Source organism: Pelomonas sp. Root1444 (assembly GCF_001426885.1).
Classification (GTDB): Bacteria; Pseudomonadota; Gammaproteobacteria; order Burkholderiales; family Burkholderiaceae_C; genus Pelomonas.
In genome coordinates this window covers 176,480-194,953 of the sequence record NZ_LMFP01000001.1, presented here as the reverse complement: position 1 = coordinate 194,953, position 18,474 = coordinate 176,480, and the positions used below count along the sequence as shown (strand labels likewise).

Genomic DNA, 18,474 nt, shown 5'->3' with positions numbered 1-18,474 from the left:
CTGAACGCCTGAAGGACTTGACGCCATGAAGCGCCGCGATTTCTCCGCCCTGCTCGCCACCACGCCGCTGGCCGTTGCCGCGGGCTCCGCCCTCGCCCAGGGCGGCCCGGTCGAGGGCCGCCAGTACACCGTGCTGCCCCAGCCGCTGGCCACGGCGCCCGGCAAGATCGAGGTGGTCGAGTTCTTCTGGTACGGCTGCCCGCACTGCTACGCCTTCGAGCCCCTGATCGAGGCCTGGGCGAAGCAGCTGCCGGCCGACGTGGCCTTCCGCAAGGCGCACGTCGCCTTCCGCGCCAATGTCAAGATCCACCAGCGCATGTTCTATGCGCTCGAAGCCCTGGGCAAGGAAGCCGCCGTCCGCCCGGCCATCTTCAAGGCCATGCATGAGCAGGGCCAGGCGCTGGACGACGTCAAGAGCCAGGCCAAGTTCCTCGGCGCCCTGGGCGTGGACGCGGCCAAGTACCAGGACGCCTACAACTCCTTCGGCGTGCAGACCAAGTGCACGCAGGCCGAGAAGCTGTCCGAGGCCTACCGCATCGACGGCGTGCCGGCCATCGGCGTCGGCGGCCGCTTCCTGACCTCGCCCAGCCAGGCGGGCGCCGGCCAGCGCCTGCCCGAGCACGAGCTGGGGCAGCGCGCACTGCAGTACACCGACTTCCTGATCCAGCGCGCGCGTAACAAGGCATGAAGCGCCGCGGCGCCCTCGCGCTGACCGCCGCCGCCCTGGCGCCGGCCGCTCTTGCGCAGGGCGGCCCGGTCGAGGGCCGGCACTATGTCCGCCTCGGCCAACCTCTGCCCGGCACGCCGGGGAAGATCGAAGTCATCGAGTTCTTCTTCTACCGCTGCCCGCACTGCTTCGGTTTCGACCCGCTGCTGGAAGCGTGGGCACACCAGCTGCCGCCGGACGTCAGCTTCCGCCGCGTGCCCGTGGGTGCCCAGGCCGTGCTCAAGCTGCACCAACGCATGTTCTATGCGCTGGAGGCGATAGGCGTGATGTCGCCGACGCTGCACAGCGGCATCTTCAATGCCTTCCACCGCCAACGCGTGGAGGCCAACGACGAGGCCAGCATCGCCGCCCTCGTCGGCCGCCTCGGCGTGGACACGGGCAAGTTCAGGCAGGCCTTCTCCTCCTTCGGCGTACAGGGCAAGTTGGCGCAGGGCCAGAAGCTGGCGGAGCTGGCCGGCGCCGACACCGTGCCGGCACTCGTGGTCGGTGGACGCTGGCGCACCGGCCCCGGCATGGGCAGCAGTCCCGGCCAGAGCGAGGCCGCACACGGCCAGCAGGCGCTGGCCGTCGCGGATTTCCTGATCAAGTTGTCACGAGAGAAAGGCTGAGGCGGGCAGCACGCCCATAGAATGGCCTGCAACTTCCGTGCCGCCATGCCCCAGCGCCTGCCCTTCCTGACCGCGTCCTTGTTGACCCTGGCCTTGGCCCTGGCCGCCGGCCCCGTGCTGGCGGAAAAGGCCGACCGGACCAAGCCCATGGTCTTCACGGCCGACAAGGAAGGCCGGCTGGACGGCGTCAACCAGCGCACCGAGTTGAGCGGCAACGTCGTCATCACCCGCGGGACGCTGCTGCTGCGTGCCGAGAAGGTGGACGTGCGCGAGACGCGCGACGGCTACCACCAGGCCTATGCCACCGGCACCACGGGCCGCCAAGTCAGCTTTCGCCAGGCGCGCGACATCCCCGGTGAAGCCGTCGAAGGCGTGGCCGACCAGCTGGAGTACGACACCCGGACCGAGACCGTGCGCTTCATCGGCAATGCCAATGTGCGGCGCACCCGCGGCGCGGCCGTGGCCGAAGAGGTGACCGGCGCGGTCATCGTCTACGACAGCCGCACCGAGGTGTTCACGCTGGAAGGCGGCAGCGCCTCGCCCAACCCGAACGGGCGCACGCGCATCGTCATCATGCCGCGCGCCGAAAGCGCCGATGCGCCCGCCTCCGCGCCGGCGCCGGCGCTGCCGCTGCAGCCCTCCACGACGCTGTCGCCGCGCAAGCCCTCATGAGCGCCGTGGCGACTGCAAGCCCCCAGGCCCCGGCTGCGGCCGACCCGTCGACCGCCTGCGGCAGCCGACTCGAAGCCGAAGGCCTGGCCAAAACCTATGGGGTGCGCAAGGTCGTCAAGGACGTGCACGTGCGCGTGGACTGCGGCGAAGTGGTCGGCTTGCTGGGCCCCAACGGCGCCGGCAAGACCACCAGCTTCTACATGATCGTGGGCCTCGTCCGCTCGGACGCCGGCATCATCCGCATCGACGGTGCCGAGGTGCAGCGCCTGCCCATTCACTCACGGGCGCGCCTGGGCCTGTCCTACCTGCCGCAGGAAGCATCCATCTTCCGCAAGCTCACCGTCGAGCAGAACATCCGCGCCGTGCTGGAGCTGCAGCAGGACGCGCGCGGCCGCTCGCTGGGCAAGGCGCGCATCGACGAACTGCTCAACGGCCTGCTGCACGACCTGTCCATCGAGGGCCTGCGCGACAGCCCGGCGCCGGCGCTGTCCGGCGGCGAGCGCCGCCGCGTCGAGATCGCCCGCGCGCTGGCCACGCAGCCGCGTTTCATCCTGTTGGATGAGCCGTTCGCGGGCGTCGACCCGATCGCGGTGCTGGAGATCCAGCGCATCATCGGCTTCCTGAAGGGGCGCGGCATCGGCGTGCTGATCACGGACCACAACGTCCGCGAGACGCTGGGCATCTGCGACCGCGCCTACATCATCAGCGAGGGCGCCGTGCTGGCCGAAGGCACGCCCGACGAGATCGTGGCCAACGCCGACGTGCGCAAGGTCTATCTCGGCGAAAACTTCCGCATGTGAGCATGGACTGCCCCTCGCCCATCCTCGCGTCGCTGAACGCGAGCGAGCCTGATCGGTCTTGCAGACCGCGCAGCCGGCAGAGCGGCTGCTCTTCGGCAGGCGCGACGAGTCCACTGGACTTGTCGTGCCCTGCCTCAGCCCCCGCGGGGACGGCGATGCTTGCGGCATTGGGCCGCAAGCACATTGCCCAAGGCGGGCCGGCTTGGGAGCGGCCCGCAATGCGGCCATCCCATGCCGCCGATGCAACACCACGCGATGGGACGCCAAGATGAAGCAGACCCTTCAGGTCCGCCTCAGCCAGCACCTCGCGCTGACGCCCCAGCTGCAGCAATCCATCCGGCTGCTGCAGCTGTCGACGCTGGAGCTGAACCAGGAGGTCGAGCAGATGCTGGCGACCAATCCGCTGCTCGAGACCGAAGAGGAGTTCACCGTCAGCACGCCCGAGCTGGCCGCGAACGCGCCGGCGGAGCCGTCCGGCGAGACGGGCACCGACGCCGGCGGCGAAGGCGCCGAAGCGACGCCGGAACTGAGCGGTGACGACTTCGGCGGCACCGAGCGCGAGGACTGGGAGAACGGCACCGAGCGCGACGATTTCGACGGCATCCGCGAGCTGCCCTCCAACAGCAGCAGCAGCGGCCCCAGCGACGACGACGGCGAGCGCGAGAGCCAGGAGTCCGCCGAGACGACGCTGGCCGAGCACCTCGCCCAGCAGCTGGCCGGCCATCACCTCTCGCTGGAGGACCGCGCTGTCATGCAGCTCCTCATCGAATCGCTGACCGAGGACGGCTACCTCGAGGACACGCTCGAAGAGATCGCGGCCGCCTTCGCGGACGACGAAGAAGACCGCGAGGAGCTGCTGGACCGCCTGCGCATCGCGCTGCGCCTGCTGCAGAGCCTGGAGCCTGCCGGCATCGGCGCGCGCGACCTGTCCGAATGCCTGGTGCTGCAGCTGCGCGCCTTGCCCAAGAGCGCGGGTCAAGTCATTGCGATCCTGATTTGCAAGAGTCATCTGGAGCTGCTGGCCCGCCGCGACATGCGCCGCCTGATGGCCGAGACCGGCGCCGACGAGGTGCTGCTGCGCGAAGCGCAGGCGCTGATCACCCAGCTCGAGCCCAAGCCCGGTCGCCGCTTCGCCCAGGGCGCCGCCGCGGCCATCGTGCCGGACGTCATCGTGCGCAAGAGCGGCCGCGAGTTCCGCGTGATGCTCAACCCCGAGGTGGCGCCCAAACTGCGCATCAACGAGCTCTACGCGAATGCGCTGCGCGCCACGCGCGGCGGCATCAGCAACTCGCCACTGGGCGGGCAGCTGCAGGAGGCGCGCTGGTTCATCAAGAACATCCAGCAGCGCTTCGACACCATCCTGCGCGTCAGCCAGGCCATCGTGGAGCGCCAGCGCGGCTTCTTCACCCACGGCGAGCTGGCCATGAAGCCGCTGGTGCTGCGCGAGATCGCCGACGAGCTGGGCCTGCACGAGTCCACCATCTCGCGCGTGACGACGGCCAAGTACATGGCCACCAGCTGGGGCACCTTCGAGCTGAAGTACTTCTTCGGCTCGGGGCTGAGCACCGACGCCGGCGGCGAGGCGTCCAGCACCGCGGTGCGCGCACTCATCAAGCAGTTCGTCGCGGCCGAGGACGTCAAGAAGCCGCTGTCCGACAGCGCGCTGGCGGCGATGCTGGAGGAGCAGGGCATCCAGTGCGCGCGGCGCACGGTGGCCAAGTACCGCGAGGGGATGAAGATCGCCCCCGCGAATCTGCGCAAGGCGATGTAGGCCTCATTCCCCGCCCGCTGGGTATCCCAATCTCAACCCGGCCGTTCCGCCTTGCGCCACTCCCGCGGCGACTGGCCCGTGTAAGCCCGGAAGGCGCGTGACAGTGCCGCCTCGCCGCCATAGCCCACATCCATCGCGATGTGCTTGAGGGCCTTGCCTTCGCGCAAGCCCATCTGCGCCAGGCCGATGCGCCAGCGCTGCAGGTAGACGCCGGGCGTGCAGCCGACCACGTCGCGGAAGGTGTTCGCGAACACCGTGCGCGACATGCCGGCCTGCGCCGCCAGCTCTTCCAGCGGCCACCCGCGCTGCGGTGCCTCGTGCAGCGCCACGAGAGTCCCGCGCAACTTGGGGTGGGACAGGCCGGCCAGCATTCCGGACTCCACCTGACCCTGCGACATCAGCTCGCGCAGCACCCAGATCAGCAGCACTTCGAACAGCCGGTCCAGCATCAGCTGCCGGCCGCAATGGCTGGCCTCGGCCTCGGCGAACAGCTGGCCGAGTACCGGCGCGCAGCTCGGCACCGCCGCCAGCGGCAGGCAGACCCAGGGCGGCAACGCCGCGGCGATGGGGTGGCCGGCGCCGCCCTCGAAGGCCATGTGGGCGCAGACGAACTGGGCGCCGCAACTCGGGTCCGTCACGAAGCGGTGCGCCAACGGGCGCGGGTAGAGCAGCAGGCTGGGCTCCGCGATACGCAGCGGCTCGGGCGTGCCGTCGTTGTGCACCTCCACGCCGCCGTCGCGGATCAGGTGCAGCTGGCCACGGCCGGCCTGGGGTTCCAGGCTGTTGACGCCGCACAGCGGGCCGGCCTGGAAGGTCTCGGCCCGCACGGCGAAGTGGGCGAAGAGGGCGGCAAGTCGGTCGGCCATGTCAGTACGAATTGCAAACTAAAGCGTACCGGATGGTATTTCAAGTACGGCACTCCTCGGCACAGTTCGCCCTGTCGCAAGACAACGCAACCGCCCCCCCACAGGAGATCCCAACATGAACGCCATCACCCGCCTCGCCCTCGCCGCCGCCCTCGCTGCTGGGGGTTTTGCCGCCCAAACCCAGGCCATCGCAGCGCCTGCCACCGCGGCGCAAGCCATTGCCAGCTCGTATGTGGCCGCGCACGACGGCACGCCGCTGTACGTGAAAGACTGGGGCCCGAAGAACGGCCCGGTCGTCGTCTTCAGCCACGGCTGGCCGCTCAATGCGGACAGCTGGGAGTCGCAGATGCAGTTCCTGGCCGAGCGCGGCTACCGCGTCATCGCCCATGACCGGCGCGGCCATGGCCGCTCGGGCCAGCCGTGGGCGGGCAACACCATGGACCAGTACGCCGACGACCTCGACGCCGTGCTGCGCGCCCTGGACATCCAGCGCGCCACGCTGGTGGGCTTCTCCACCGGCGGCGGCGAGGTGGCCCGCTACGTCGGCCGCCACGGCTCGGCGCGCGTCGCCAAGGCCGTGCTGGTGGGCGCCATCACACCCATCATGGGCCAGTCGCCCACCCACCCCGAGGGCGTGCCCACGGCGGTGTTCGACAGCCTGCGCAAGGCTTCGCTCGACAACCGTGCCCAGCTCTACAAGGACATCGCCAGCGGCCCCTTCTTCGGCTTCAACCGGCCGGGTGCCAAGCCCTCGGCAGGCCTGATCGACAGCTTCTACGTGCAGGGCATGCAGGCAGGATCCAAGGCGACCTACGACAGCATCGAGGCCTTCTTCCACTCGGACTTCCGCGCCGACCTGAAGAAGTTCAATTTCCCGACCCTGGTCATCCACGGCGCAGACGACCAGATCGTGCCGATCGAGACGACCGGCCGCGCGACGGCCAAGCTGGTCAAGGGCGCCCGGCTGATCGAATACGCCGGCGGTCCCCACGGCATCACCGACACGCACAAGGACCGCCTCAACCAGGACCTGCTGGACTTCGTGCGCCAATAAGCGCAAAGGGCGTCAGGCGCCCGCTGAAGCCTGACAGGGCTTCGGCGGGCTTCAGTCCTTCGACTTCCCCATCTCCGGCGCCAGCGGCTCGAACACGAAGCGCATCCCGCGCGTGTAGCTCTCGGCCTTGGTGCCGGCATGGCGTTCGCCGTCGATGGTGCGGTTCTGGAACACCAGCTCGGGATGCTTGAGTTCCGGCAACAGCGCCTGGTAGCGCTGGATGCCGGCCAGGAAGCCGGGCCATTCGTACTCGGCACCGGTCACGTACAGCCGCGCCTTGATCGGCTTGCCGGTGGCGGCGTAGGCCTTGGCCTGGCCGATGATCCAGTCGTTGCCGGCGACGACGGCCGGGCTGGCCGCGATGTAGCCCTTGAAGAGCTGCGGCTTGGCGTACATCGCATGCAGCGTGAACAGGCCGCCCAGCGAGCTGCCGGCCAGGTAGCGCTGCGCCGGATCGGCGCGGTAGTCGCGCTCCATCAGCGGGAAGATCTCGCGCTCCAGCGCGGCGAGGAACTTGTCGGCGTGGCCGGTGTCGCTCGCCAGCGGGTTCATGCGCACGGGGGACAGCTCCCAGGCGCGCAGCTGGCCGTAGTCCAGGCCCTCGCCGGCATAGCCCAGGCCCACGGTGATGAACTCGGGCACGACCTTGTCGTAGTTCAGGTTGTTGTACGACGACACGACGGTCGGGAAGTCCCAGTAGCCGTCGGTGACGTAGAGCACCGGGTAGCGGCGCTTGGGTTCCTTGGCGTAGGAGGCCGGCAGGTGGATGTGCAGCTGATAGCTCCGGCCGTCGGCGTTCTTGGGCAGGGCGCGCAACAACGAGTTGCCGATGGCATGCGGCGGATAGGCCGGCACAGCATCGGCGGCCCAGGCGGATGCCGCCGGCAATGCACTCAACAGGAAGGTCAGGTTCAGGACGAAGCGCTTCATGGGTGGCACGGGTTGGCGGCGACGCGGTCAGTTTAGAGCTGACGTCATCGCCACCGCTCACGCACGCGCACCTGTGCCCAACCGGCCAGCAGCCGGTTGGGCACGCCCAGGGCAGCGCTCAGCGTGCGGTGCCGCGGCGGACCAGGTTGACGATGGCCAGCAGGATGATGGCGCCCAGCAATGACACGCCCAAACCCGCCAGGCTGAAGTCGTTGCTGTTGATGGTGCCGGTGCCGAGCATCGGTGCGAGCAGCCAGCCGCCCAGCAGTGCGCCGACGATGCCGACCACCACGTTCAGGGTGACGCCCTGTTGGGCATCGGTTTTCATGATCATGCTGGCGACCCAGCCGATCAATCCGCCGACGATGAGCCAAATGATGAAATTCATACCGATATCCTTTCAGTAGGGAGGGAGCACTTGCGGATAACCCAGGCAGAGCGTGCAGGAATTGCACGTTCGCCGACGGCCGGTCAGGGCCAGGCACCGCTGGGGGACAGGTGGCAAGCAGCGCTCCCGCGCCGGCAAACCGCAATCTCGCGCCCACACGGCGACAATCCGGCGCGTGAGCCTGCCTAACAAACTGTCCCTGTTCGTGTCCTGTGCCGGCGGCGTCGAGCCGCTGCTGGAAGAGGAGCTGAAACGTTTCCTGCCGCCCGGCGTGCGCAGCAAGGTGGAGCCGCTGCGCGGTGGCTGCGGCGTGGTCGGCAGCCTGGAAGACGCGATGCGCATCAACCTCGAGAGCCGGCTCGCGCAGCGCGTGCTCATCGAGCTGATCGAGGGGCCCTACCGCCACGAGGAAGACCTCTATGCGCTGGCCCGCCGCGTCGACTGGCGCGACTGGATCACCCCGCGCGAGACCATCCGCGTCGACACCATCGCCCAGCGCTCGCCGCTGAAGAGCCTGAACTTCACGACGCTGCGCATCAAGGACGCGATCTGCGACCAGTTGCGCGAGCACACCGGCGAGCGCCCCAGCGTCGACACCCACTCGCCCGACCTGCCGGTGCTGCTGCATGTCGGCCCGGAGCGCGCGGCGCTGTACGTGGACACGTCGGGCGAGCCGCTGTTCAAGCGCGGCTGGCGGGTCGACAAGGGCGACGCCCCGCTGAAGGAGACGCTGGCCGCCGCGATGCTGGCTGCCGCCGGCTGGCGTGGTGAGAGCGCGCTGCACGACCCCTGCTGCGGCTCCGGCACCATCCCCATCGAGGCGGCGCTGATCGCCTGCGACTCGGCGCCTGGCCTGACCCGCCGCTTCGCGTTCGAGCGCCAGATCCCGTTCTCCACGCCGGCGATGAAGACGGCGTGGGCCGCCATGACCCAGGCCGCGCGCGCCCGCATCCACGCGCCCGCCGTGCCCATCTACGCCAGCGACGTGGCCTTCCGCATGGTCGACTTCGCGCGCCGCAATGCCGAGCGCGCCGGCGTGGCCGCCTACATCCAGTTCAACGGCGGCGACGCGCTGGAGCGGCCCGCGCCGCAGCTGCCCGAGGGCATGCCCGGCAGCATCGTCATGAACCCGCCCTACGGCGAACGCATCGAGGTGCGCGGCAAGGCCGCGATGGCGCGCGACGCACGCGGTTCCGAGGAGCTGGACGCCGGCGACGACTTCTTCCCCCGCCTGGCCGCCCACTGGAAGCGCCAGTACACCGAGAACCCGGCCGGCTGGACCGCCTGGATGCTCAGCCCCGACATGAAGCTGCCCAGCAAGATGCGGTTGAAGGAATCGCGCCGCGTGCCGATGTGGAACGGCCCCATCGAGTGCCGGCTGTTCCGCTTCGACCTCGTCAAGGGCTCGGCACGCAAGCCCGAAACGGCGCCGGGCTGATCAGCGCGCCCGGCGCTGGCGCTGCGCCAGCCAGCCCAGCGCCGCCGCGCACAACGCGATGGGCACGAGGCTGGCCAGGTTCATCCACTGCCAGCCGCCGGTCGTTACCAGCGCGCCGGACGAGAACGACGTCAGCGTCATCGTCGCGTAGACGCCGGTGTCCATCAGGCCCTGGGCGCGCGTCTTCTCCTCGGGGCGGTAGGCCTGCGTGAACAGCGTCGTGCCGCCGATGTAGAGGAAGTTCCAGCCTATGCCCAGCAGCAGCAACGCGCCAAGGAAATGGTCCAGGTCCTGCCCGCTGAGTGCGAAGGCCACGCAGCCGAGGTTGAGCAGCACGCCCACCGCCATCACCGGCAGCACGCCCACGCGCTTGATCAGCGGCCCGGTGAAGAAGCTCGGCACGAACATGCCCAGCACATGCCACTGCAGCACCAGGCCGGCGTCCGCGAAGGGCAGGCCGCATTGCCCCATGGCGATGGGCGTGGCGGCCATCAGCAGGTTCATGACGCCGTAGCCCAGCGCACTCGCGGCCAGCGCGACGATGAAGACCGGCTGGCGCACCAGCGCCGCGCCGCTGCGGCCGCCCTGCCCCGGCGACGGCCGGGCCAGCGGCGGGAAGTCGATCAGCGAGATCAGCACCAGGCCGGCCAGCGCCACGCCGATCAGCAGCAGGTAGGCGCCGGCGAACGGCGCCACCAGCAGGTCCTTGCTCGCGCGCGCCAGCAGCGGGCCGCCGACGGCGCCCAGGCAGCCGCCGCCCAGCACCCAGGAGATGGCAGCCTCGCGCTTCTCGGGCGCCACCAGCTCGGTCGCCGCGAAGCGGTAGAGCGCCGCATTGGCGGTGTAGTAGCCGGCGATCAGCGTCGCGAGCACGAGCCCCCAGAACTGCTGCTGCATCACGCTCCACAGCGACATCGTGCAGCTGAAGAGCGCCACCAGCAAGCCGATCTGGAAGCCGCGCCGGCGGCCGAAGCGCAACTGGTGACGGCCCACCAGCCGCGCCGTCAGCGCGCCGCCGGCGACATAGGCGCAGATCGGCAGCGTCGCCATCCACGGCTTGGGCGCCAGCGCCAGCCCCACCAGGCCGTTGATGGCCATGAAGCAGATGTTGTTGGTCAGGAACAGGCCCTGGGCCAGCACCAGCAAGGCCAGCTTGCGGTTCACGCCAGGGCCAACCAGGAGAGCACCGCGAGCGGCGCCGTGTCGGCGCGCAGGATGCGCGGGCCCAGGCTGATGGCCGCGAAACCGTGGGCGCGGGCCGCGTCTTCCTCGGCATCGCTCAGGCCGCCCTCGGGGCCGCTGAGGAACAGCGCGCGCTGCTGCGGGAACGGCGCCAGCGGCTGGGCTGCGCGCGGGCTCAGCAGGCCGCGCCATTCGTCGTCGGCCGCGTCGGGCAGCGCCGCCAGCCAGGCGGGCAACTGCATCACCGGCTCGACGCGCAAGGGCACGGTGCGCCCGCTCTGCTCGGCCGCGGCGATCGCCACGCCCTGCCAGTGCGAGCGCTTCTTGTCGGCGCGCTCGCCGGCCAGGCGCAACACCGAGCGCTCGGCCACCAGCGGCTGCAGCGCGGCGGCGCCCAGCTCGGTCGCCTTCTCGACGAGGAAATCCATGCGGTCGTTGGCCGGCATGACGACGGCCAGCGTCACCGCACGGGCCAGTTCGCGCTGCGGCTGCACCGCGGCGATAAGGTTCACGCGCACCTCGCTGCGTCCCATGGCGGTGACCTCGGCCTGCCACTCGGGGCCGCTGCCGTCGAACAGCGTCAACGCATCGCCGGGCTGCAGGCGCAGCACCTGCACGTGGCGGGCGGCGCCGGGCGGCAGCGTGATCTCACCAGGCGCGGCGAGCAGGGTATCGACGTGGAAGCGGGGCAAGGCGGGACGGTGGCGGGCTGTGAGGCCGGCCAGTGTCCCAGATCAGCGCAGGCCCAAGGCGTCGCGCACGACGGCCGCGGCGGCGTCGCCCTTGGCCTTCTGAACGCGCTCGACCAGCTGCAGCGCCAGCGCCTGCAGGCCGGCCAGGCTGTCGCAGCGCTCGACCTCCAGCGCAAAGGCATAGCCCTTGAAGGGGCCGAGCAGCTTGGTGGCCTCGCCGCTCATGTAGGTGTACAGGGCCGCGCGGTCCAGCAGCAGCGAGCCGCCGGCTGATGCGGGTGCCGGCGCAGCGGGGCCGGGCGCCGGCGCTGGCGCAGGACTCGGAGCGGCGGGCGCCAGCGCGGGGGCTGGTGCCGCCGCGCGGGGCTGGCCCATGCCCGCCTGTGGCGCGATCAGGCCTTGCTCGCGCAGCGACTCGAGGTCAGCCTCGGTGGCGCCCGTCACGAGGCGCAGCCAATCCCCCGCCGTCTTGCTGGCGTCCAGCACCAGCAGCAGATTGCGCGCCGCGCGCGACAACGGCAGGGCGCGCGCGCGGATCTCGGCACGGCCGGCGTCGGTTTTGGAATGCAGCAAGTCGAGCACGTTGTGGAACCTCGCCCACGGACAGCTTCACCGTCCGCAGGTCTCATCGGGAGTAAGAGATCAGCTCTTGTCCCGCAGTTCCCTGCGCAGGATCTTGCCAACGGGCGTCTTGGGCAGGTCGGTACGGAACTCGATGATCTTGGGGCGTTTGTAGCCGGTCAGGTTGGCTTCGCAGAAGACCCGTACGTCGGCCTCGGTGATATTCGGGTCTTTCTTCACGATGACGACCTTCACGGCCTCGCCCGCCTTGGCGTCCGGCACGCCGACGGCCGCGCATTCAAGCACGCCGGGCATCTGCGTGAGGACGTCCTCGACCTCGTTCGGGTACACGTTGAAACCGCTGACCAGGATCATGTCCTTCTTGCGGTCGACGATCTTGAAATAACCGCGTTCATCGACGGTGCCGATGTCACCGGTGCGGAAGAAGTTGTCGGCCGTCATGACCTTGGCGGTTTCATCAGGCCGCTGCCAGTAGCCGGCCATGACCTGCGGGCCGCGGATGGCGATCTCGCCGGGCTGGCCCATCGGCACTTCGTTGCCGTCGTCGTCCAGCAGCTTCAGTTCGGTCAGCGGCATCGGCAGGCCGATGGTGCCGCTGTAGGCGGTGCTGTCGGTTGGGTTGCAGGTGGCCGATGGCGAGGTCTCGGACAGGCCGTAGCCCTCGACGATGGGGCAGCCGGTCTTCTCCAGCCACAGCTTGGCCGTGGCTTGCTGGACCGCCATGCCGCCCCCCACCGAGATGACCAGCTTGCTCCAGTCCACCGTGCCGAAGTCCGGGTGGTTGGCCATCGCCATGAACAGCGTGTTGACGGCCGGGAAGCTGTGGAAGCGGTGTGCGCTGAGCTCCTTGAACACGGCCGGCAGGTCGCGCGGATTGGGGATCAGCACATTGGCGCCGCCCATGTGCATGGACAGCATCATGTTCGTGTTGAAGCCGAAGATGTGATAAATCGGCAGCGCGCAGACGGTGACGACCTGCTCGCCCTTCGGGATCTTCTTGAGCGCCGGCTGGTACCAGGCTTCGCTCTGCAGGATGTTGGCGACGAGGTTGCGGTGCAGCAGCACGGCCCCCTTGGACACGCCGGTCGTGCCGCCGGTGTACTGCAGCACCGCGATGTCGTCCGGGCCCAGCTTGGGCGCCTTGTAGGCGAGGCTGCGGCCCTTGGCCAGCGCGTCGTTGAAGCGCACGGCGCCTGGCAGCTCGAAGGCCGGCACCATCTTCTTCACCTTGCGCACGACGTAGTTGACGATGCCGCCCTTCAGCAGGCCCAGCATGTCGCCCATCGCGGCCAGGACGACATGCTTGGTCGGCACGTTCTTGATGACCTGCTGCAGCACCGAGGCGAAGTTCTCGATGATGACGATGACCTTGGCGCCCGAGTCCTTGAGCTGGTGCTCCAGCTCGCGCGGCGTGTAGAGCGGGTTGACGTTCACCACCACATAACCCGCCCGTAGCACGGCAGCCACGGCCACCGGGTACTGGAACAGGTTGGGCATCATGATCGCCACGCGATCGCCCTTCTCCAGGCCCAGGCTCTGCAGGTAAGCCGCGAACGCGCGCGACGCTTCGTCGACCTGCGCGAAGCTGACGCTCTTGCCCATCATCAGGTAGGCCGGCTTGGCGGCGTTCTTCTTGAACGACGTGTCCAGCAAGTCGACGAGGCTGGGGTACAGCGACAGGTTGATGTCGCGCGGCACCTCGGCCGGGTATTGCTTCAGCCAGATCGGCTCCATGCCTTGTCTCCTTGTTGATTGGCGCCGATTCTGACCGAAGGCTGACAGCCGCCGGGTCAGGGGATTCGATAGCGGCCCAGGCCAATGCCGCATGCAGCGGCTGGCTGAGTTCAGCCTCAGCTCCAGCTGGACCTTCACGAACAACGCCCACCCGCCGCTGCCTTGCGCCCAGCGCCGCGGCCAAAGCTTCGGGCTGGACGAGAACCGCCGGGACTGTCAGGCCCGCTTATTCAAGCTCTAAGCAAGAGCGACGCGGCGCCGGTTTCATTCCACCGCCTTCAGCATGTCCTCCACGACCTTCTTCGCGTCGCCGAACACCATCATGGTCTTGTCCATGTAGAAGAGTTCGTTGTCCAGGCCCGCGTAGCCCGCGGCCATGGAGCGCTTGTTGACGATGATGGTCTTGGCCTTGTAGGCCTCCAGGATGGGCATGCCGTAGATGGCGCTGCCCTTCACGTGCGCGGCCGGGTTCACCACGTCGTTGGCGCCCAGGATGATGGCCACGTCGACCTGGCCGAACTCGCCGTTGATGTCTTCCATCTCGAAGACCTGGTCGTAAGGCACCTCGGCCTCGGCCAGCAGCACGTTCATGTGGCCCGGCATGCGGCCGGCCACCGGATGGATGGCGTACTTGACCGTGATGCCCTTCTCGGTGAGCTTGGCCGCAAGTTCCTTCACCGCATGCTGCGCGCGCGCGACGGCCAGGCCGTAGCCCGGCACGATGACGACGCTCTCGGCGTTGCCGAGCACGAAGGCCGCGTCGTCGGCGCTGCCGCTCTTGACGTTGCGCTGCTGCGCCGCCCCCGCGGCCGGGCCGGTGGCCTCACCGCCGAACCCGCCCAGGATGACGTTGAAGAACGAGCGGTTCATCGCCTTGCACATGATGTAGCTCAGGATCGCGCCCGAGCTGCCCACCAAGGAGCCGGAGATGATGAGCATCGGGTTGTTCAGCGAAAAGCCGATGCCCGCGGCCGCCCAGCCGGAGTAGCTGTTCAGCATGGAGACGACCACCGGCATGTCGGCGCCGCCGATGGGGATGATCAGCGTCACGCCCAGCACCAGGCCCAGCGCCACGACGATGCCGAAGGCCAGCGCCGACTGGTTGGCGAAGAACATCGCGCAGAACGCCAGCGCGCCCACGCCCAGCAGCAGGTTGAGCAAGTGCTGGCCCGCGAACTGCACCGGCGCGCCCTGGAACAGGCGGAACTTGCTGCCGCCCGACAGCTTGCCCCAGGCGATGACGGAGCCGGTGAAAGTGACGGCGCCGATGAACGCGCCCAGCGCCAGCTCCAGCCGGTTGCCCGCCGGGATGGGCGCCAGCGTGCGCGTGGCCACGCCGTCCTCCGGTGGGATGCCGGCGAGCGCCGCATCCAGCGGCGGCGTGAGGCCGAAGGCGGCCGGCTCCGCGACCGCGGAGACCGCGATGGCCACCGCCGCCAGGCCGATCATGCTGTGGAAGAAGGCCACCAGCTCGGGCATCTTGGTCATCTCGACCGTCTTGGCCCGCCAGGCGCCGTAGCCGCCACCGGCCACCAGGCCCAGCAGCACCCAGCCCAGGCCCGACGCCGTGCCGGCCAGCTTGATGATGAGGGCCGCCGTCGTGAACACGGCGATGGCCATGCCGACCATGCCGAACAGGTTGCCGCGGATGGAGGTCGTCGGGTGCGACAAGCCCTTGAGCGACTGGATGAAGCAGACGCTGGCGACGAGGTAGAGCAGCGTGACGAGGTTGAGGCTCATGCCTGGCCCTCCTTCGCCGCAGGATTGGCCGCCGGCTTCTTGTCCTTCTTCCTGAACATCTCCAGCATCCGCCGCGTGACGAGGAAGCCGCCGAAGATGTTGACCGCCGCCAGCGCCACGGCCAGCACGCCCATGCCCTTGGCGAACGGCGTCTCGGTCAGCGCCGCCGCCATCATGGCGCCGACGATGACGATAGCCGAGATCGCGTTCGTCACCGCCATCAGCGGCGTGTGCAGCGCGGGCGTCACCGTCCAGACGACGTGGTAGCCCACGTAGATGGCCAGCACGAAGATGATGAGATTGATGATGGTGTGGTCGACCAGTTCCATGGTGCTCAAGCCCTCGTCACTTGTCCGTCTTGGGTCACGCGGCAAGCCGCCACGATGTCGTCATCCAGCGGCACGTTGAACGTGCCCTCCTTGGTGATGACGAGCTTCAGGAAGTCCAGCACATTGCGCGCATACAGCGCCGACGCATCGGCCGCGACCAGCGCCGGCAGGTTGGTCTCGCCGACCAGCGTCACGCCGTGCTTGGTGACCGTCTTGCCCGCTTCGGTCAGCGGGCAGTTGCCGCCCGCGGGGGCCGCGATGTCGACGATGACCGAGCCGGGCTTCATCGCCTTGACCATCTCCTCGGTGACCAGCACCGGCGCCGCGCGGCCGGGGATCAGCGCCGTCGTGATGACGATGTCCGCCGCGGCCACGCGCTTGGCCACCTCGGCCTTCTGGCGGTCCAGCCAGCTCTGCGGCATCGGTCGCGCATAGCCGCCCACGCCTTCCGCCGCTTCCTTCTCTTCGGCGGTCTCGTAGGGCACGTCGATGAACTTGGCGCCGAGCGACTCGACCTGCTCCTTCACCGAAGGCCGCACGTCACTGGCCTCGATGACCGCGCCCAGGCGCTTGGCCGTCGCGATGGCCTGCAGGCCGGCCACGCCCACGCCCAGGATGACCACGCGCGCCGCCTTCACGGTGCCCGCGGCCGTCATCAGCATCGGGAAGAAGCGCTGGTACTTGTCGGCCGCGATCATGACGGCCTTGTAGCCGGCGATATTGGCCTGGCTGCTCAACACATCCATGCTCTGCGCGCGCGTCGTGCGCGGCGCGGCTTCGAGCGCGAAGCTGGTCAACCCGGCCGCCGCCATGGCGGCCAGGCCGTCGCGGTCGAAGGGGTTGAGCATGCCGACGAGGGCAGTGCCGGGCTTCATCAACGGCAGCTCGTCGGCCATCGGTGCGCGCACCTTCAGCACCAGCTCGCTGCCCAGCGCCGCGGCCTGGTCGACGATCTCGCAGCCGACGGCTTCAAAAGCCGCATCGGTGACGCTGGCGGCGATGCCGGCGCCGGACTCGATGCGCAGCACGTGGCCGGCGGCCTTCAGCTTCTTGGCCGTTTCGGGCGTGACGGCCACGCGGGTCTCTCCGGCCGCGCGTTCGCGCGGGACGCCGATCTGCATGGAAGCTCCTGTCGGGGGCAAGGGGTGCGCGGCAGCTTACACAATGCCTGCGCCCGCCCACTGCGGGAATTCGCGAGGAGGAAGCATGGCCGCCACAGATCGATTTCGTCCCAGCGTGACCGTCGCCGCCGTGATAGCCCGCGACGGGCGCTACCTGCTGGTCGAGGAGGAAACCCCCGAAGGCCTGATGCTGAACAACCCGGCCGGCCACCTGGAGCAGGGCGAAAGCCCGCTCGAGGCGGTCGTGCGCGAGGCGCTGGAGGAGACGGCACGGGCCTTCGTGCCGGAGACGTTCCTGGGCGTCTACCTCGCCCGCTTCGTGCGGCCGGCGCAATCGGAGGATGTCACCTACGTCCGGCTGGCCTTCAGCGGCTCGGTCGGCGAGGAGATCGCGGGGCGCACGCTGGACCAAGGCATACGCCGCACGCTGTGGATGAGCGAGGCAGAGCTGGCCGCCTGCGCGGACCGACACCGCAGCCCGCTGGTGCTGCAGTGCGTGCGCGACCACGCGGCGGGGCGGCGGCTGCCGCTGCAGGCCGTCTTCGCGCATGCATCGCTGCAACAGCCTTGGGTGAAACAGGCCTGAAGGCCCTGCGGGACAATTCCGCCCCATGAGTTCCCACCAGAAACACCGTGTCGTCGTCGGCCTGTCCGGCGGCGTCGACTCGGCCGTCACCGCGCATCTGCTGAAGCAAGAGGGCCACGAGGTCGTCGGCATATTCATGAAGAACTGGGAAGACGATGACGACGACGAGTACTGCTCGACGCGGCAGGACTTCCTGGACGCCGCGTCCGTGGCCGACGTGCTGGGCATCGAGATCGAGCACGTCAACTTCGCCGCCGAGTACAAGGACCGCGTCTTCGAAAGCTTCCTGCGCGAGTACCAGGCCGGCCGCACGCCCAACCCGGACGTGTTGTGCAACGCCGAGATCAAGTTCAAGGCCTTCCTGGACCATGCGATGCGGCTGGGCGCCGAGAAGATCGCGACCGGGCATTACGCGCGAGTTCGATGGGTTCCATCGAACTCACGCAAGCCCGATGGGCGTTATGACGAACCGGGCGCAGCTGCGCCCGATAGCGCCCGCGTCAGCGAAGTCGACGGCGAGTTCCAGCTGCTCAAAGGTCTGGACCCGTTGAAGGACCAGAGCTACTTCCTGCACCGGCTGACGCAGGCGCAGATCAGCAAGGCGATGTTCCCGGTGGGCCACCTGCCCAAGACCGAGGTGCGGCGCATCGCCGCCGAGATCCGCCTGCCGAATGCGAAGAAGAAGGACTCCACCGGCATCTGCTTCATCGGCGAGCGGCCCTTCCGCGAGTTCCTGAACAAGTACCTGTCGCACCAGCCCGGCCCCATCAAGGACGAGCGCGGACGCAAGCTGGGCGAGCACGTGGGCCTGTCGTTCTACACGCTGGGCCAGCGCCAGGGCCTGGGCATCGGCGGCGTGAAGGACAAGGGCGCACCGCGCGGCGGCGGCGAGCACGAGCCCTGGTTCGTCGCGGCCAAGGACATCGAGCGAAACACGCTCATCGTCGTCCAGGGCCACGACCACCCGCTGCTGCTGAGCCCCGCCCTCGTCGCCGACGACCTGAGCTGGATTGCCGGTCGCCCCCCCGACGTGGGCCAGGCCGCCGCCAAGACGCGCTACCGCCAGGCGGACGCCGCCTGCAGCGTCGGCTTGGACGCCGCGGGGCGGCTGACGCTGCGCTTTCCCGAGCCGCAATGGGCCGTCACGCCGGGCCAGAGCGCCGTGGTCTATGACGGCGAGGTCTGCCTGGGCGGCGGCGTGATTGCAGCGGCACTTCCGGAATGACGTGCCGCGCAGCGCCTGGCCGCGGCAAT

At 69.2% G+C, this 18,474-nt stretch carries 19 protein-coding genes; 9 read left to right on the top strand and 10 right to left on the bottom strand.

The features are described 5' to 3' along the window. Positions 1-25 precede the first annotated feature (25 nt). The 5 genes from ASD35_RS00725 to ASD35_RS00705 all read left to right on the top strand — a co-directional run bounded on the left by ASD35_RS00725 (position 26) and on the right by ASD35_RS00705 (position 4,578). Entirely contained in the window at positions 26-688 is a 663-nt protein-coding gene (locus ASD35_RS00725; RefSeq protein ID WP_056872990.1) for a thiol:disulfide interchange protein DsbA/DsbL, read from the top strand. Continuing rightward, positions 685-1,335, top strand: a complete 651-nt coding sequence (locus ASD35_RS00720) for a thiol:disulfide interchange protein DsbA/DsbL (RefSeq protein WP_056872989.1) — start codon at positions 685-687, stop codon at positions 1,333-1,335. Before ASD35_RS00725 ends, ASD35_RS00720 begins: the two co-directional genes overlap by 4 nt. A 45-nt stretch (positions 1,336-1,380) precedes the next feature. Next, entirely contained in the window at positions 1,381-2,007 is a 627-nt protein-coding gene (gene lptA, locus ASD35_RS00715) for a lipopolysaccharide transport periplasmic protein LptA (protein ID WP_082579843.1), read from the top strand. Next, positions 2,004-2,807 carry an LPS export ABC transporter ATP-binding protein gene (gene lptB, locus ASD35_RS00710; protein WP_082579794.1) on the top strand — a complete coding sequence of 268 codons (804 nt, stop codon included), beginning with the start codon at positions 2,004-2,006 and terminating at the stop codon, positions 2,805-2,807. The genes lptA and lptB overlap by 4 nt, the downstream gene beginning before the upstream one ends. Positions 2,808-3,075: 268 nt before the next feature. Further along, on the top strand, positions 3,076-4,578 hold the full coding sequence (locus tag ASD35_RS00705; protein WP_056872987.1) for an RNA polymerase factor sigma-54: 1,503 nt from the start codon (positions 3,076-3,078) through the stop codon (positions 4,576-4,578). Positions 4,579-4,610: 32 nt separating this feature from the next. Here the strand turns inward: ASD35_RS00705 and ASD35_RS00700 are convergent, their stop codons facing one another. Beyond that, complete coding sequence (locus ASD35_RS00700) at positions 4,611-5,444, bottom strand: AraC family transcriptional regulator (protein ID WP_056872986.1); 834 nt, start codon at positions 5,442-5,444, stop codon at positions 4,611-4,613. Positions 5,445-5,559: 115 nt separating this feature from the next. Between ASD35_RS00700 and ASD35_RS00695 the strand changes: the two genes are divergently transcribed. After that, positions 5,560-6,498, top strand: coding sequence for an alpha/beta fold hydrolase (locus ASD35_RS00695; protein ID WP_056872985.1), 939 nt, complete (start codon positions 5,560-5,562; stop codon positions 6,496-6,498). 51 nt (positions 6,499-6,549) lie between these two features. On the opposite strand, the gene ASD35_RS00690 is transcribed toward ASD35_RS00695, so the two are convergent. After that, the gene (locus ASD35_RS00690; protein ID WP_056872984.1) at positions 6,550-7,428 is read right to left on the bottom strand and encodes an alpha/beta hydrolase; all 879 of its coding nucleotides are present in this window, start codon (positions 7,426-7,428) and stop codon (positions 6,550-6,552) included. Positions 7,429-7,546: 118 nt separating this feature from the next. Continuing rightward, the gene (locus ASD35_RS00685; RefSeq protein WP_056872983.1) at positions 7,547-7,816 is read right to left on the bottom strand and encodes a GlsB/YeaQ/YmgE family stress response membrane protein; all 270 of its coding nucleotides are present in this window, start codon (positions 7,814-7,816) and stop codon (positions 7,547-7,549) included. A gap of 175 nt (positions 7,817-7,991) precedes the next feature. On the opposite strand from ASD35_RS00685, the gene ASD35_RS00680 reads away from it, so the two are divergent. Further along, positions 7,992-9,254, top strand: a complete 1,263-nt coding sequence (locus ASD35_RS00680; protein WP_235538196.1) for a class I SAM-dependent RNA methyltransferase — start codon at positions 7,992-7,994, stop codon at positions 9,252-9,254. Here ASD35_RS00680 and ASD35_RS00675 read toward each other — a convergent pair whose 3' ends face one another. From ASD35_RS00675 to ASD35_RS00645, 7 genes are all read right to left on the bottom strand, one after another. Continuing rightward, the gene (locus ASD35_RS00675) at positions 9,255-10,418 is read right to left on the bottom strand and encodes an MFS transporter (protein WP_056872982.1); all 1,164 of its coding nucleotides are present in this window, start codon (positions 10,416-10,418) and stop codon (positions 9,255-9,257) included. It abuts the gene before it with no gap. Then, positions 10,415-11,128 (bottom strand): 16S rRNA (uracil(1498)-N(3))-methyltransferase, encoded by a 714-nt coding sequence (locus ASD35_RS00670; protein ID WP_056872981.1) that lies wholly within the window; start codon positions 11,126-11,128, stop codon positions 10,415-10,417. Before ASD35_RS00670 ends, ASD35_RS00675 begins: the two co-directional genes overlap by 4 nt. 42 nt (positions 11,129-11,170) lie before the next feature. Then, positions 11,171-11,701, bottom strand: a complete 531-nt coding sequence (locus tag ASD35_RS00665) for a hypothetical protein (RefSeq protein ID WP_157275288.1) — start codon at positions 11,699-11,701, stop codon at positions 11,171-11,173. A gap of 69 nt (positions 11,702-11,770) precedes the next feature. Next, positions 11,771-13,444 (bottom strand): long-chain-fatty-acid--CoA ligase, encoded by a 1,674-nt coding sequence (locus ASD35_RS00660; protein WP_056872979.1) that lies wholly within the window; start codon positions 13,442-13,444, stop codon positions 11,771-11,773. Between the two features lie 264 nt (positions 13,445-13,708). Further along, positions 13,709-15,184, bottom strand: a complete 1,476-nt coding sequence (locus tag ASD35_RS00655) for an NAD(P)(+) transhydrogenase (Re/Si-specific) subunit beta (protein WP_056872978.1) — start codon at positions 15,182-15,184, stop codon at positions 13,709-13,711. After that, positions 15,181-15,513: an NAD(P) transhydrogenase subunit alpha gene (locus ASD35_RS00650; protein ID WP_056872977.1), complete on the bottom strand. Its 333-nt coding sequence runs from the start codon at positions 15,511-15,513 to the stop codon at positions 15,181-15,183. Before ASD35_RS00650 ends, ASD35_RS00655 begins: the two co-directional genes overlap by 4 nt. A 5-nt stretch (positions 15,514-15,518) precedes the next feature. Next, positions 15,519-16,634 (bottom strand): Re/Si-specific NAD(P)(+) transhydrogenase subunit alpha, encoded by a 1,116-nt coding sequence (locus tag ASD35_RS00645; RefSeq protein WP_056872976.1) that lies wholly within the window; start codon positions 16,632-16,634, stop codon positions 15,519-15,521. Positions 16,635-16,719: 85 nt separating this feature from the next. Between ASD35_RS00645 and ASD35_RS00640 the strand changes: the two genes are divergently transcribed. After that, the gene (locus ASD35_RS00640) at positions 16,720-17,220 is read left to right on the top strand and encodes an NUDIX domain-containing protein (protein WP_056872975.1); all 501 of its coding nucleotides are present in this window, start codon (positions 16,720-16,722) and stop codon (positions 17,218-17,220) included. Positions 17,221-17,245: 25 nt separating this feature from the next. Then, positions 17,246-18,445 (top strand): tRNA 2-thiouridine(34) synthase MnmA, encoded by a 1,200-nt coding sequence (gene mnmA / locus ASD35_RS00635; protein WP_056872974.1) that lies wholly within the window; start codon positions 17,246-17,248, stop codon positions 18,443-18,445. The last annotated feature ends 29 nt before the right edge of the window (positions 18,446-18,474 follow it).